Source organism: Alkalibacillus haloalkaliphilus (assembly GCF_007991275.1).
Taxonomy (GTDB): Bacteria; Bacillota; Bacilli; order Bacillales; family Alkalibacillaceae; genus Alkalibacillus; species Alkalibacillus haloalkaliphilus.
Genome location: NZ_BJYA01000005.1, coordinates 16,096 through 29,560 on the forward strand (window position 1 = coordinate 16,096; position 13,465 = coordinate 29,560).

General features: G+C 38.1%; 18 protein-coding genes and 1 pseudogene. 9 read left to right on the forward strand and 10 right to left on the reverse strand.

The genetic code is table 11. The annotated features are described in order from the left end of the window. Window positions 1-243 precede the first annotated feature (243 nt). Entirely contained in the window at window positions 244-1,128 is an 885-nt protein-coding gene (locus AHA02nite_RS06125; RefSeq protein WP_146815418.1) for a glycine betaine ABC transporter substrate-binding protein, read from the forward strand. Window positions 1,129-1,534: 406 nt separating this feature from the next. Then, the gene (locus tag AHA02nite_RS06130) at window positions 1,535-2,023 is read left to right on the forward strand and encodes a staygreen family protein (RefSeq protein WP_146815420.1); all 489 of its coding nucleotides are present in this window, start codon (window positions 1,535-1,537) and stop codon (window positions 2,021-2,023) included. A 33-nt stretch (window positions 2,024-2,056) separates the two neighbouring features. Here AHA02nite_RS06130 and AHA02nite_RS06135 read toward each other — a convergent pair. From AHA02nite_RS06135 to AHA02nite_RS06145, 3 genes and pseudogenes are all read right to left on the reverse strand, one after another. Then, a pseudogene (locus AHA02nite_RS06135) lies at window positions 2,057-3,193 on the reverse strand (zinc-dependent alcohol dehydrogenase). A 24-nt stretch (window positions 3,194-3,217) separates the two neighbouring features. Then, window positions 3,218-3,577, reverse strand: coding sequence for a spore coat protein (locus tag AHA02nite_RS06140; RefSeq protein WP_017185754.1), 360 nt, complete (start codon window positions 3,575-3,577; stop codon window positions 3,218-3,220). A gap of 13 nt (window positions 3,578-3,590) precedes the next feature. Next, complete coding sequence (locus AHA02nite_RS06145; protein ID WP_146815422.1) at window positions 3,591-3,797, reverse strand: spore coat protein; 207 nt, start codon at window positions 3,795-3,797, stop codon at window positions 3,591-3,593. 151 nt (window positions 3,798-3,948) lie between these two features. On the opposite strand from AHA02nite_RS06145, the gene AHA02nite_RS06150 reads away from it, so the two are divergent. The 3 genes from AHA02nite_RS06150 to AHA02nite_RS06160 are packed head-to-tail and all read left to right on the forward strand — an operon-like array spanning window position 3,949 to window position 4,659. Continuing rightward, window positions 3,949-4,152 (forward strand): hypothetical protein, encoded by a 204-nt coding sequence (locus AHA02nite_RS06150; RefSeq protein WP_307724918.1) that lies wholly within the window; start codon window positions 3,949-3,951, stop codon window positions 4,150-4,152. Window positions 4,153-4,155: 3 nt separating this feature from the next. After that, window positions 4,156-4,452, forward strand: a complete 297-nt coding sequence (locus AHA02nite_RS06155) for a spore coat protein (protein ID WP_146815425.1) — start codon at window positions 4,156-4,158, stop codon at window positions 4,450-4,452. A gap of 27 nt (window positions 4,453-4,479) precedes the next feature. Further along, window positions 4,480-4,659 (forward strand): YozQ family protein, encoded by a 180-nt coding sequence (locus AHA02nite_RS06160; protein WP_246118828.1) that lies wholly within the window; start codon window positions 4,480-4,482, stop codon window positions 4,657-4,659. A gap of 27 nt (window positions 4,660-4,686) precedes the next feature. Here AHA02nite_RS06160 and AHA02nite_RS15100 read toward each other — a convergent pair whose 3' ends face one another. From AHA02nite_RS15100 to AHA02nite_RS06170, 3 genes are all read right to left on the reverse strand, one after another. After that, window positions 4,687-4,848 carry a hypothetical protein gene (locus AHA02nite_RS15100; RefSeq protein ID WP_170235993.1) on the reverse strand — a complete coding sequence of 54 codons (162 nt, stop codon included), beginning with the start codon at window positions 4,846-4,848 and terminating at the stop codon, window positions 4,687-4,689. Between the two features lie 21 nt (window positions 4,849-4,869). After that, window positions 4,870-5,457, reverse strand: a complete 588-nt coding sequence (locus AHA02nite_RS06165) for a nitroreductase family protein (RefSeq protein ID WP_146815429.1) — start codon at window positions 5,455-5,457, stop codon at window positions 4,870-4,872. Window positions 5,458-5,562: 105 nt separating this feature from the next. After that, on the reverse strand, window positions 5,563-6,999 hold the full coding sequence (locus tag AHA02nite_RS06170) for a serine hydrolase domain-containing protein (RefSeq protein WP_146815431.1): 1,437 nt from the start codon (window positions 6,997-6,999) through the stop codon (window positions 5,563-5,565). A 145-nt stretch (window positions 7,000-7,144) separates the two neighbouring features. Here AHA02nite_RS06170 and AHA02nite_RS06175 point away from each other — a divergent pair, with 145 nt between their 5' ends. Further along, window positions 7,145-7,687: a hypothetical protein gene (locus tag AHA02nite_RS06175; RefSeq protein ID WP_146815433.1), complete on the forward strand. Its 543-nt coding sequence runs from the start codon at window positions 7,145-7,147 to the stop codon at window positions 7,685-7,687. 30 nt (window positions 7,688-7,717) lie between these two features. On the opposite strand, the gene AHA02nite_RS06180 is transcribed toward AHA02nite_RS06175, so the two are convergent. After that, a complete protein-coding gene (locus AHA02nite_RS06180) occupies window positions 7,718-7,879 on the reverse strand; it encodes an anti-repressor SinI family protein (protein WP_146815435.1) in 162 nt (53 codons plus the stop codon). A 175-nt stretch (window positions 7,880-8,054) separates the two neighbouring features. Here AHA02nite_RS06180 and AHA02nite_RS06185 point away from each other — a divergent pair, with 175 nt between their 5' ends. Further along, the gene (locus tag AHA02nite_RS06185; RefSeq protein WP_146815437.1) at window positions 8,055-8,426 is read left to right on the forward strand and encodes a cytochrome-c oxidase; all 372 of its coding nucleotides are present in this window, start codon (window positions 8,055-8,057) and stop codon (window positions 8,424-8,426) included. 40 nt (window positions 8,427-8,466) lie between these two features. Here the strand turns inward: AHA02nite_RS06185 and AHA02nite_RS06190 are convergent, their stop codons facing one another. Further along, window positions 8,467-8,862, reverse strand: coding sequence for a hypothetical protein (locus AHA02nite_RS06190; RefSeq protein WP_146815439.1), 396 nt, complete (start codon window positions 8,860-8,862; stop codon window positions 8,467-8,469). 107 nt (window positions 8,863-8,969) lie between these two features. Beyond that, a complete protein-coding gene (locus tag AHA02nite_RS06195; RefSeq protein ID WP_146815441.1) occupies window positions 8,970-10,493 on the reverse strand; it encodes an AbgT family transporter in 1,524 nt (507 codons plus the stop codon). Window positions 10,494-10,712: 219 nt separating this feature from the next. Between AHA02nite_RS06195 and AHA02nite_RS06200 the strand changes: the two genes are divergently transcribed. Next, on the forward strand, window positions 10,713-11,438 hold the full coding sequence (locus AHA02nite_RS06200; protein WP_146815443.1) for a 3-ketoacyl-ACP reductase: 726 nt from the start codon (window positions 10,713-10,715) through the stop codon (window positions 11,436-11,438). A gap of 173 nt (window positions 11,439-11,611) precedes the next feature. Here AHA02nite_RS06200 and AHA02nite_RS06205 read toward each other — a convergent pair whose 3' ends face one another. Beyond that, complete coding sequence (locus AHA02nite_RS06205) at window positions 11,612-12,070, reverse strand: divergent PAP2 family protein (RefSeq protein WP_146815445.1); 459 nt, start codon at window positions 12,068-12,070, stop codon at window positions 11,612-11,614. A gap of 227 nt (window positions 12,071-12,297) precedes the next feature. Between AHA02nite_RS06205 and AHA02nite_RS06210 the strand changes: the two genes are divergently transcribed. Beyond that, entirely contained in the window at window positions 12,298-13,416 is a 1,119-nt protein-coding gene (locus AHA02nite_RS06210; RefSeq protein ID WP_146815447.1) for an MGDG synthase family glycosyltransferase, read from the forward strand. Window positions 13,417-13,465 lie beyond the last annotated feature (49 nt).

A 13,465-nucleotide genomic window follows, 5' to 3' on the forward strand; every position in this document is an offset into this window, starting at 1 on the left:
AACTTTTCGATCATATTTGACAAATTTCTTAATCATCGTTATATTAGGTTCGTAAAGAAAAAATTTAACGTTCTTAACAACCTTAAAGGAAGGTGGTTTATGATCATTTTTTAACGGGATGTTTACTAAATAGTAAAAAGCCCATTTAAAAATGTTTAGCGTTATTGCGCTACATATGTAGTTGTAACTTTAGTTGAAATCTGTAACAATTTTTAGAGAAAATTTTTGAGGGGGATCCTAATAATGTTTAATAAGACAAAACTTTTACTACTAAGTGCTGCGCTACTAGTTGTACTAGCAGCATGTGGTGGTAACGATGAAGCAGAAAACGGAGAAACTGGTGAAACAAACGACAAAGACCCGATTGAAATGGGACAAATTAATTGGGCAGAGAATATTGCGGTAACGAATATGTGGAAAGTTCTTTTAGAAGATCGCGGCTATGAAGTTGACTTAATCAACTTAGACATGGGGCCAACGATGACAGCTCTTGCGAATGATGAGTTAGATATTAGCTTAGAAATTTGGTTACCAGTTCAAGACCAACATTACCTAGAGCAATACCAAGATGATATCGACTTCTCTGAAGCAACTTGGTATGACAATGCGAAAGTAGGTCTTGTCGTTCCAGAATATATGGAAGATGTTAATAGCATTGAAGACTTAAACGAGCATGCTGAACAATTCGATCACCAAATCACTGGTTTCGACCAAGGTGCAGGTACGATGGAAGTTGCTGAAGAAATGATCGAAGAGTATGACTTAGAACTAGAACTTGTACCAAGCTCTGAGCCTGCGATGATCGCAGCAATTGATGATGCTGTTTCAAACGAAGAGCCAATTGTAGCTCCACTTTGGAACCCACACAGCATTTTCGCTGAGCATGACTTAAAATATCTAGAAGATCCGAAAGAATCATTCGGTGGCGTTGAAAAGATTCACCACGCAACGCGTCACGATTTTGAAGAAGATTATCCTGAATTCAGTGAGTGGTTAAAGAACTGGAAGATGGATGACGAAGAGATTGGTGAACTAATGGCCTACGTTGAAGACGCTGAAGAGCCAATCGACGGCGCTCGCGAGTGGATTGATGAAAACGAAGAATTAATTAACGAGTGGATTGACTAATTCACTTCACCTCCCCAGTTAAGCTCAGGCTTAGCTGGGGATTTTTATTTTGGTGAGGTTCATATGGTGTGAACGCTGATAAAGTGTACTTGAGCGCTGATAAATTGTTGTGAGCGCTGATAAATTTTTACGGACGCCGATAAATCATGCGAGCGCTGATATTTTGTGAGCGCCAAATTAATTACTCAAGCGCCAGAATATCACCCTCGAACGCCAAATTAATGACTCGAGCGCCAAAATATCATCTGCGAACGCCAAATTATTTTCTTGAGCGCCAAAAAGATACGTGCGAACGCCAAATAATCATACGTGAGCGCCAAATACTATCATAACCTCCGACCGCATAGTTCTTGATCCAAGCCTCTTACACATACATTTACATATATGATCACGAGGAGGGAATTTCGTGTCCGATTTCGATCCTAATAAATTGTCTGTGCGATTACATCCACCTATAACACCTACTAACCCTATTATAGAGAGAAGATATACACTGACTCACTCTGATGAAACTGGAGATTTATTTTTAGATGTCGGCACTAACTTCAACTTAAATGCGATTGATTGGCAACTGCGTGATGAAGTTTTAGCTGAGTGGATTCAAGCAACTGACACACAACATCAATTACTTGGCTATGCGTATGTTGATGGAGGGGACTTTTCATTAGAAGAGGCTGCATTTCGTTATAATATTTTCTTAAAAGAAATGCCACTTGCATTGAAAGCGATTGTTTATGGCGATCTACCATTATACGAACAGCACCCGTACTTGCTTGATCAACCAATTTTTATTGAATATCATTCTTCCTTTCCTGCTTTTCAAAACTCGCTCTATTATGGAACTCCACGTGATATACTAAATGGCATTTTTCACTCACAACATACAAAAAAGTAGTCTATTTCAATCAAACAGACTACTTTTTTTACGTTACGGCTTTAATACAACTTTAATACAATCTTCTGTTTTCGTATCAAATATTTCATAACCACGTTTTGCATCATCTAGTGACATTGGGTGTGTAATAATATCACTTAAATCAACTTTTCCATGAGCTATTAAGTCATGTAAAAATGGCATATAATGAACAACTGGGGCTTGGCCTGTTCGAATGTTTACATTACGCATAAAGAAATCACCAAATGGAAAGCCATTATAACGTGAACCATATACACCTGTAACTTGCACATTTCCACCTTTACGAACCGCTTGACTTGCCATGACTAATGCGCCCATCGAACCACCATGTAACTTTAATCCTGTTGCAAGAAATTCTAAGTCTGTCATTTTTCCGTCCATGCCAACACAGTCAATTACGACATCAGCCCCACCTTTAGTCATCTCATGTAAGTAAGAGCCGACATTTTCATAATCCTCAAAATTAATCACTTCTACATTATTCGTTCGTTTTGCGTGTTCTAAACGGTACCCGACATAATCAACCGCTATAACGCGACTTGCTCCTTTTAACCAGGCAAACTTTTGTGCTAATAACCCTACAGGACCACAACCTAATATAATGACGGTGTCTCCTTCTTTCATTCCCGAGTTGTCAACACTCCAATAAGCTGTTGTACCGGCATCAGCCAACATAATTAAGTTGTCATCATCCACTTCACTTTCTTCAGGAATTTTAAAAGGTGTAAAATTCCCATAAGGGACTCGCATTTATTCAGCTTGTCCACCAGGATAACCTCCTGTTGTACCGGAATAGCCAAAGTAAGCTCCCATTTCACCATTATCATTCGATTCATCACATTGGCTTTCTAATTGGTTGTCGCAAAACCAACATTCACCACAACTTACGTTAAAAGGGATTACAACCCGGTCACCTTTTTTTACTTTCGTTACATCTGGACCAACTTCTTCAACGATCCCCATAGGTTCATGCCCAATTATATAATCTGGTTGAAGGTTCGGAATCATACCATGAATTAAGTGTAAGTCCGAACCACAGATGGCAGTACTCGTTAACTTGACAATTATGTCATCTGATTTTTGTATTTTTGGAGCTTCGACGTTTTTAACGACGACTTCATCGACTCCTTGAAATGTGACAGCTTTCATTCATCTTCCTCCAATACTCTGCATTTATTTTGGTGGGGTTGGGAATAAGCCTTTTCGATTATGGTTGTCTGGGAATAGGTTTAACCCGGCAATATCAACTGCCGTTTGTGCCGCTTGTAAATCAATTAATTGTTGCTTACTTAAGTCGTATGGATGAAACCATTGCTTTTCCATCATTAAGTTTGTCACTTCTTCTTGAAAGTCAATTGCGGCTTCCATTTGGTTACGAATCGTTGTTCTTACTTCTGGACTTGTCGCCTCTGTTAAAGCAATAGAGTAGTTTCTGACCGCTTCTTTCGTAGTTATTAATAAATCAAGTGCAATGGCCGAATCAACCTGTTCAGGCATACCGACAGCGTTGAGCGGGTCTAAATAATCATTCATCTGATCACCTCATTTACTGTGATTCTGTATAAGGATATAAACGTTTTAATTCTTTAACATCTTTTACAGATGCTTCAACATTCTTTTTCATTAATGCTCGTAAATCTTCGTCAAACACAACACCTTGCATCATTTTCGATTTTAATAATCCAATCGTCTTCATATTTAACAACTCGTGCGCATCTAACGTTTCGTGGTGTGCTAAATCCTCTTTCCCCATTCATTACTACCTCCCGTCACGTATAAACTAAAAGTATTCTTCCTCTAATGTCCTCCTCTATTCACATTTACCTCAATACGAATCCTTAAGAATAAACTGATGACAAATACGTAACCTAAAGAAAAATGTTGTTTAATTAGATTGGGGTGAGATGGTGACAGATCAATTAGCTCGTCATGAACGTTTAGAAATGCACGAGATTTTGACTTTAAAAAACATAAGTCTAACAAAAGCCGCCACTATGCAAGGGCTAGTAGGATGCGATCAATTAAAAGCTATTCTTCAAGAAGATGTGACAAAGGGAAAACAACATGTTGAACAGTTAAATGAGTTATTAAACGACGGGAGTAATTAGGTTATGGCAAATCTTATACAAAAAATTGCAGGCATGAGTGGAATGACAGACCAAGTGATTGCGACTGACTTTTTAATTTCTTCAAAGGCTGCCGTTCGAAATTTAACCTTTGCATTGACTGAGTCAGTAACACCAGACGCACGAAGAGTTTTACGTACTCAGCTTAATGATGCTATTGAAACTCATGAGAAGATAAGTCAGTACATGATCGAACAAGGGTATTATCATCCAAGTAATCTCGATGAACAGTTAAAAGTAGACTTAAAAGCATCTAAAAGTGCATTGAAAATTGCTGATTAATATTAAATTGCTATTGGAGGAATGATGATGGCTAAGGATAAGCGCCATAATGAAAATGCGAGTCATAAAATCGCTGAGGAAAATTATAAAAATGAGCATTATCAAGGAGATTCTCAATTTGAAAAAGGGTTAGCGGAAACGCACGAGCAAGTGTCCGATGATTATCATGAGGGAACGATTGATCGCAAACTTGGTAAAGAAGATTAAAAAATGAGCCTTACTTTTAAGTAGGGCTCATTTCTTATTACGTAAATACTTTCCGTAATTTTCATTAAATTTATAAACAATAATTTGAGATGGTTCTTTGTCACGATGTTTTTCTTCTGCTTCATCCATCTCTTTTTGTAGCTTTTCTGCAAACTTAGAGAATTCCAATGCTGGGTCTTCTTTCGTCATTCGACCACCACCTAAGAAACTTTAATATGCACCTTGATCAGCTGTAATCCATGTCGTTTTCTCTTGAAATGGTGTGCGTATTCCTTTTTCTTTCTTCTGTTCTGGATGCCCTATATAAATAAAGCCTAACACTTCATCTTGTTCTCTTAAGCCGAATAAGCTCTTCATTTTCGGATGGTACGTTGGCTTACCTGTACGCCAAATCGCGCCTAAACCTAAGCCGTGTGCTGCGAGTAACATATTTTGAACAGCGGAATTTACCGCGCCCACTTCTTCGATTGGAATCACTTTGTCTTGATCTGATGGCGTTACCGCTACTGTAATAATGACCGGTGCGCGAAATGGCTTTTGTTCAATACGTTCTAGCTTCGCCTGGCACTCAGGTGTCGTTGGGTCTTCCATATCTTCTTTCGCAATGTCAGCGAGTGTACGGCCTAATGGTCTTCTTCCTTCATCTTTTAACACGAAAAATTTCCACGGTTCTGTATGGAAATGATTCGGCGCCCACGTCCCCGCTTCTAAAATCTTCTCTACTAATTCATCCTCAACAGGCTTGTCCTTCACTTTACCAATGCTTCTTCTTTCATGAATTGCCTCAAAAATATCCATATCTATGTCACCTTCCATCAAGTTGTCCGTTTCCTTTAAGCACTGTTATTATATAACTTTCATGAAAGGGCTGTCAATCTAATTGAGAATGGTTTTCAACATAAGTTAACGCGTTTCAACTTCTTCTTCTACGTCTAAGGCTTTCGGAATTTGTCTAACACCATGGAATAAGCCACGAACTTCCCCTTCATTATTAAACAAAAAGCGAATTGGTGATTCTGATTCGCTTATTTCAATCGTGAAAAGGTGTTCACCAACAGGTCGCATGAGTAAAGCTTCCCCTTCTCCTTTGTAGTAAAGTTTGTCATCTTCTTTACTAATCGCAACCTCGGCTCCTTCGCCTGACTTATAAATACCAACATATAGATCAAAGTCAGTCTCATTAACGGCATAGTCATTAAATGACGTAAGTGGTTTTTCGGGCGCGATGTCTTGAGCAGCATTAAAGCCTGCTAACATTAACTTAAACGCTGGCACACCCGAAAGATTGTTTAAGACGACACAAGCAAGCCCTTTTTCTGGTACAACCCCCATATTAGAAGAAACACCTTTAAGGCTACCACCATGCTCTACTAAAGTTCCGCCATTATAATTCGGTGTAATCATTAAGCCGTAACCGTAATATTTGTTGTCTTGAAATTGAACATGAGGTTGAATCATTACTTGTACACTTTCTGGCGTAATAATTCTACTCTCCCCTACTTTCCCTTCATTGCGGAAAATTTCAGTGTAACGCATCATGTCTGCTAAAGTTGACCTTAAAAATCCACCTGCACACATCGCATATGAATCCCACCAGGCCTCTGAAGCGTACACTTCCTTCTCGCCATCTTTTTCTTCAGTTGCATAAATTGTCGTTACATTGTCTGACTGCAACACTTCATCCATCTTGAAAGTACTGTTAACCATTCCGGCAGGCTTTAAAATATTTTCGGTCACATATTGATCATATGGCACGCCACTAACACGTTCAATAATCGCACCTAACAAAGCATAACAGTCATTTGAATAACTAAATTCCTCACCAGGCTCTCCTAATAAGTCGACCTCTAGTTGACCAATGAATGTCATTAACTCTTCATAAGTTTCAATCGGTTCATGAGACTTCACACGCTCCATTTGCTTCTCAGAAACAGAAGAATCATTCTCCATAGAACGCCTCATCGCATGATAAAGACTAGGTAAAGGTGGCAAACCAGCTGTATGTGTTAATAAATGATGAATCGTCACCTTTTCCGTATGTTGTTTGTTTCCGAAGTTTAGTACAGGTAAGTACTTAACTGCCTTGTCTTCAACTGATAGCTCTCCCGCCTCTTGTAATTGCATAATCGCAACACCAGTAAATGACTTTGTAATAGACGCAATACCAAAAATTGTGTCTTCATTTACTTCAAGTTGTTCATCGACATTTCGATATCCAAACCCACGTTCATAGATGACTTCACCACCTTTTACGACACCAAATGCTGCTCCTGGTACTTGATACTTGTCTAAAATCTCTTCAATATACGTTTCATAAGACTTAACCCAAACTTGCTTCATTAATCATTACACCCCAATCAAATTATTTCGTCTTACTAAGTAAATTCGATTAAGGTCGCTATTTTCCTTCACTTTTTTAGAAAAAATTTAGACCGTGAAGGATTATGAAATTTTTGGTAGAATGTGAAGTTAGGGGAGTGGTTAAATGTATAAAATATTTTACTTAATTATGTTCCTGTTCATCTTATCAGCCTGTAACGGGAATGAAAGCACGGATTACAGTGAGTATGAAGGTGAGTTGAGTGAAAAAGCTGGTTACGATGTACACATTGTCGAACCTCATGATCTAACGTTAACTGCCGCTAACATTACGACAGATGACGAAGTTGGTTTAAACTTCAGCCAAGTGGATGGTGAATTACAGTCAGGTAGTGTTGAAGATGATCGAGGAGATGATGTTGAGTATGTTTACGGGCCATACGCCGGTGACTCTCAGTACCGGATTTCAATTCAACCTAAACCCGATGACTTTCAATTAGAAGAGTATAAATCTGATGAAATGGAAATCCTTGAAATCAACGGACACGATGTAGCCTATGAGATTACTGACACGCCACCAGAAGGCTTTTTCGGTATCATTTCGCTTGATGGATTGATTATTCACACCAATTTCCACGGTGATGCTGATGTAATTGAAGATGAAGCGATCGACTATATCGAAAAACTGATCGATGCATATGAAAACTAAAAAAATAGCCGAGTCCACTATTGGATTCGGCTATTTCTTTACTTTTTGACGCTCTTGTAAAAACTGTTCGACCTCTTTTGGCGTTAAACCAATCGCTTCAGCCTCTTTCATTAAGTTGAACCACCCGCGGTCCAACTTCTTGTGATGCTGCTTAAATCTGCCTACCCCATTATTCTTCCTTCCGTCGTACACAACATTCTCCCCCTAATAAAGAAAACTTCAGACCACTTATGTAGGATTCTTGTTCGAGTTTAGTTGCATCTCATATAATCTCCAAAACTATTGTAAAACGTAAAGGTTAAATCTATGTTAAGTTAATTATTTTTGTTCAATTAATGTCATATAGTTTATAACGGGAGGTGATTTGGTGGGGATTAAATTAATAAAAATATCAGTCGTCTATTTTGTGATTGGTGTTTTATTAGGTTTATATATGTCTATGACGGGTCAATACATCTATACGGGTGTTCATGCCCACATCAATTTACTCGGCTGGACGTCTATGACTCTAGCAGGTATTTTGTATTTAATATTTCCGAAAGCAAGTATGAGTGGTCTTGGTAAGGTCCATTTCTGGTTACACAATATATCTTTACCTATTATGATGGTTGGGTTATTTTTCGTCTTAGCTGGAAATCTTCATTTGCTTCCGCTTGTAAGTATCGGTGGAATCGGTGTCGTCATTGCTGTGATCGTTTTTGCGCTTAATATTTTTATCAATGTCAAAATCGAAGAGTAATTTTGCTCATCAAATCGCTCAATAGAACAATGAGCTATTTTTAATTTGTATCGTTTCGTTCCATCAGTTTAGGCAACAGCCGTTTAACCAATAAGTCGAGATGAAAGTATAGCCAAGCCGGAAGTACGCCTAGCGTTAATAAGTTGGAAAGTTCTAAAGGTGCTAACTGATCGATCACTAATGATAGGCTTGCTAAAATGAGCACTCCACCGTAAGCATACAACATTACACTCGCCATATATCGATAAAGAGAACTTCTAAACCGGTCGTAATCGATGATGTATTTCACAAAGTAGTTTAACATTCGCCCTAAAGTAAACATAATCAAAAACGTCACCCAAAAGAACGTTAGGAAAGGGATCCCTAATTGAGGTGCAATGATTGTAAATAATAACGCACTAATGAATGATATAATGACCTGTTCAATAAACTTCATACTTTACACCTCGCATTTCTATTAGTCTATTTATTATATATGATGGTTTGTTATTCGTAAAAGTGCAAAAAAATAACCTCCCCATCTAAATGGAGAGGTTATAACTATTATTCATTATAAAGGATTGGAGAGCCAGGTCCTAATTCAACACCTAGGAACATCCAACCAATTAGCATGATTGTCCAAACAATCATGAATGCGATCGAGTATGGGAACATAACTGAAATGAGTGTACCAATACCCATATTCTTACTATAACGTTGCGCAAACGCGATAATAATCGCGAAGTACGGTAGTAGTGGTGTAATAATGTTTGTTGCTGAGTCTGAGATTCTGTACGCCATTTGGGCCATCTCTGGTGAATAACCTAGCTCCATCATGATCGGTATAAATACAGGAGCTAACATTGCCCATTTCGCTGTCGCACTTCCGACGAATAGGTTAATCACACCTACGACGAAAATAAACGCAACGATTAATGGAACCCCAGTAAAGTTAGCCGCTTCTAAGAACTCTGCACCTAACACACCTAATACTAGACCCATGTTTGACTCGTTGAAGTACGCAACGAACTGACCTGCTGTAAAGGCAAGGACAATAAACATACCCATTGCTGCCATCGTATCAGACATTTGGTTCGCGACGTCTTTATCACTCTTAATCGCCTTCGTTACAATACCATAGACAAGGCCTGGTACGAAGAACAAGATTAAAATAATTGGAACGAGTGAATCCATAAATGGTGATTGAATAATACCACCGTCATCTGCACGTAAAGGTCCATTTGGAAGTAATACAAGTAGTGCAAAGCCAACTGCTGTTACTAAACCAGAAACAGTCGCCCATACAAGGCCTTTCTTTTCTGTCGCTTCTAACCCAGTTAACTCTTCACGATGTTCACCTTTATATTCTCCAAGGCGTGGTTCAACAATTTTTTCTGTAACGAACCAACCAACAAGAGTCAGAATAATGACTGACGCCACAATGAAGTAGTAGTTCATCGCGATATTCATCGTCTCAGCGTATGCTGGGTTAACGATTGCTGCTGCTTCAATCGTAATTTCACCTAACATTGCATCTGTTGCCGATAAGAATAGGTTCGCACTGAAACCAGCTGATACACCAGCAAATGCCGCTGCTAAACCAGCGAGCGGGTGACGACCTAATGCTGCGAAGATTACTGCACCTAGTGGTGGTAATACAACATAACCTGCGTCAGATGCAACACTGGACATAATACCAGCGAATACAATACCCGCAGTAATTAAGAAGCCAGGTACTGATAATACAAATCCGCGTAGGGCTGCACTAATTAGGCCTGATCTTTCAGCTATTCCAATACCTAACATTGTTGCAAGTACAACACCTAAAGGCGCGAATCCGATAAAGTTATCGACCATACTTCCAAAAATATAGCGTATGCCTTCAGTATCTAATAAGTTATTAACTGTTACATCGCTTCCATCTCCAGGGTGTTCAACTGATAGCCCCATGTTCGATACGATTGTAGACGCCACAAGTACCATTAATGCTAGAATCGCAAATAATGTAACCGGATGTGGGAGTTTGTTGCCTGTTCGCTCGATGACATCAAGGAAACGTTGAAAGAACCCACGACGTTTCTCCTCCATATGAAGTCCCTACCTTTCTCTTTCTCCCAATTTATAAATATTTAGACAATTTCTAAGTTTGTACATTCGATATTATAAAGAATTTGTCGAATTATAGGAAGAGATAATTTAAATTTTTTTCTAACAAAATTCACCACAGTGCAAAGTCGAATTTTTTGAAAATATTCACGAAACAACGTTAAACTATTTATTATACCTGTTGAAAAGGAGTGTTCGATTATGGGACAGAAATTAGAAGGTAAAATTGCATATATTACAGGGGCTAGCCAAGGAATTGGACGAGCGACAGCTATTGAATTAGCAAAAGAAGGTGTCAATGTCGGCTTAATCGCCAGACAAGAAAGCAAATTAGAAGAAGTCGCTGAAGAAGTGAAAAAGCATGGAGTTAAAGTAGAAATCGGAATTGTTGATATTTCTGATTTGACAGCAGTAGATCAAACGGTTAAAAACTTAGTCTCAACATTAGGTTCACCAGACATTTTAATTAACAACGCTGGTATTGCTTCGTACGGTAAATTTTTAGAAACAGATCCTGAAGAATGGCGCAGAATTTTTGACGTGAATGTGTTTGGTATGTATAACGTTACCCGCGCTGTATTGCCATATATGATTGATGAAGATCGCGGAGATATAATTAACATCTCTTCTAGTAGTGGCCTTAAAGCATCAGCTGGCACTTCTGCATATTCCGCTTCAAAATTCGCTGTTCAAGGCATGTCAGAAGCATTAATGCAAGAAGTTCGTCCACATAACATTCGTGTGTTTACAATGAACCCAAGCCTTGTTGCAACAAAATTGCCATTCGGTGAAGAATTGGATGAGAAAAACGATCCTGATAAATTCATGCAGCCGGAAGACTTAGCTGAATATATGGTAGCTCAGTTAAAACTTAATCAACGAATTTTCATCAAACAGTCGTTACAATGGGCGACGAATCCGTTTTAAGCTACAAAGCTGGATAACGTGAATTTATAGATCAATATAACGCAGGAGAATTCTCAATGAATTCATCCTGTGTTTTTTATAAGTAGAAACGTTTTAAGGTATCAGTTTCCTTTAAGTAAAATCAATAACCGTCTAAATGATGTGGAAACTTAACACAACATTTAGGCGCTTATTTACTTCTTTTCTAAACTGGCTGAAATCAGTCCAATTAATGTTCCTAACAAGGCTCCCCCAAACACTTCGATCGGTTGATGACCTAAGACCTCTTCTAACTCTTTATCTTGTTTAACAAATTGAAAGCTTGGATAATTTCCTGAAAGCTCTTCGAAATGATCTTCTAAATCATTGACGATTTGAGCAATTTCACCAGTATGTCGACGAATTCCTTGTGCATCATACATGACAATAATTCCAAAAATGGTTGCTAAAGATGTTTCAGTATGACGAATACCTCTACTTGCTGCCATATAAGAGGTGAGTGCTGAAACGCCAGCTGAATGAGAGCTAGGCATCCCACCAGACGTGCCAGCTTGTTTCATATCCCAACTTCCCGAAACTTTTTTATGAGTAAAGATTTTCAACCCTTGAGCAATACTAATCGCTGAAATTGCTGTTATTATTCCTCTGTTCATTTTCTCACCTTCTTTTAACCTTTTACTATTTTAATCCCCTTAATAAATCACAATTATTCAGAGCAATAAAAGCATTGTCTATTTTCACGCTTAAATTCAACTTCCAGTTAACTTATTCTATGTAAAGTTTTATCTAAACAAAAAAGAATAACATCTATAGACAGTATGATTAGTCAATCACTAAATGGTGCAATCTAAGGATAATACATTTTAGTGAGGGAAAAGTCATGCAGAAGAAGATCCTTATCTTGTCAGAACCATTTGGCTTAGGTCATACAAAGGTCGCTGAAGGAATCGCACAAAGAATTTCGATGTATGATTCTTCAATCGATATAAAAATTATAGAATTAGGAAGTGTATTGAAACCTTTTGTTACTTCTGTATTCGTCCACTCTTATCAAAAGTTAAGTACTCAATTACCGTCTTTATGGCGAAGGTTATACCATTTTCAACAGCATCAGCCTGTATCGACTTCATTACAAAGTTTTATTTATCAACTTTTTCACCGGAAAATTGAAGACCTTCTTGAACAATACAATCCAGATTTAGTTATTTGCACACACCCATTTTGTAGCTCGACAGTTGCACGAAAGAAGCGGTTAGGTTTTGATGTTAAACAATGCACCATTTTAACAGATTGCTATGCTCATGGCATTTGGGTACAACCTGAAGTTGATCTTTACTTTGTGCCTAATCAAGATGTTAAAAACCAGATTATGAATATGGGGATCTCCTCAAGCCAGATTAGCGTAACTGGAATCCCCGTCGACCCTAAATTCTCTATCAATGATAACAAACACCAAGTAAAAAAACGTTTAAACTTAAATGAGGATTTACCTACTGCTCTCATTATGGGTGGTGGATTAGGGCTAGGTGGTATTCCAAAAATAGCTCAAACATTATCTAAATGGAAAGAACAATTACAAATCATTATTTGCACAGGGACAAATGACAAGCTCAAAAAATCTTTGTTAGAAAATGAAGATTTACAACATTCTAACATTAAAATTTTAGGATACACAGATCACGTCAACGAGTGGATGCAGGCTTCAGACTTATTAATTACAAAGCCTGGTGGGTTGACTTGTTTCGAGGCGATTTTCAAAGGGGTTCCTTTACTTATATATCAGCCGCTTTTCGGACATGAAGAAGAAAATTGCCGATTTTTCGTGAAGCATGGCTTAGCTATTAAGTTATCAGATGAGGCGATGATTGACGATTACATTTACAAATTGCTTTATGACCCTGAAGATATTAATAAGGTTCGTGAAAGAATTGAACAATTTCAACAAAAATTAGACCCACAAAGAAGCGTTAAAAGCATTGTAGACTTTCTCTACCAATAAGATTAAACGACTATAGCTAAAAAACCTCCCTAATTAAATTGTGGGAGGT

Coding starts and splice junctions, on each gene's coding strand:
- AHA02nite_RS06170 (WP_146815431.1), bottom strand. CDS start 6,999: ATGAAGCAAGTTTGGGTTAAGTCTTATGAAACGTATATTGAAGAGATT.
- AHA02nite_RS06200 (WP_146815443.1), top strand. CDS start 10,713: ATGGGACAGAAATTAGAAGGTAAAATTGCATATATTACAGGGGCTAGC.
- AHA02nite_RS06160 (WP_246118828.1), top strand. CDS start 4,480: ATGGCTAAGGATAAGCGCCATAATGAAAATGCGAGTCATAAAATCGCT.
- AHA02nite_RS06125 (WP_146815418.1), top strand. CDS start 244: ATGTTTAATAAGACAAAACTTTTACTACTAAGTGCTGCGCTACTAGTT.
- AHA02nite_RS15100 (WP_170235993.1), bottom strand. CDS start 4,848: ATGACGAAAGAAGACCCAGCATTGGAATTCTCTAAGTTTGCAGAAAAG.
- AHA02nite_RS06190 (WP_146815439.1), bottom strand. CDS start 8,862: ATGAAGTTTATTGAACAGGTCATTATATCATTCATTAGTGCGTTATTA.
- AHA02nite_RS06210 (WP_146815447.1), top strand. CDS start 12,298: ATGCAGAAGAAGATCCTTATCTTGTCAGAACCATTTGGCTTAGGTCAT.
- AHA02nite_RS06155 (WP_146815425.1), top strand. CDS start 4,156: ATGGCAAATCTTATACAAAAAATTGCAGGCATGAGTGGAATGACAGAC.
- AHA02nite_RS06195 (WP_146815441.1), bottom strand. CDS start 10,493: ATGGAGGAGAAACGTCGTGGGTTCTTTCAACGTTTCCTTGATGTCATC.
- AHA02nite_RS06145 (WP_146815422.1), bottom strand. CDS start 3,797: ATGGGGAAAGAGGATTTAGCACACCACGAAACGTTAGATGCGCACGAG.
- AHA02nite_RS06140 (WP_017185754.1), bottom strand. CDS start 3,577: ATGAATGATTATTTAGACCCGCTCAACGCTGTCGGTATGCCTGAACAG.
- AHA02nite_RS06205 (WP_146815445.1), bottom strand. CDS start 12,070: ATGAACAGAGGAATAATAACAGCAATTTCAGCGATTAGTATTGCTCAA.
- AHA02nite_RS06165 (WP_146815429.1), bottom strand. CDS start 5,457: ATGGATATTTTTGAGGCAATTCATGAAAGAAGAAGCATTGGTAAAGTG.
- AHA02nite_RS06175 (WP_146815433.1), top strand. CDS start 7,145: ATGTATAAAATATTTTACTTAATTATGTTCCTGTTCATCTTATCAGCC.
- AHA02nite_RS06150 (WP_307724918.1), top strand. CDS start 3,949: ATGGTGACAGATCAATTAGCTCGTCATGAACGTTTAGAAATGCACGAG.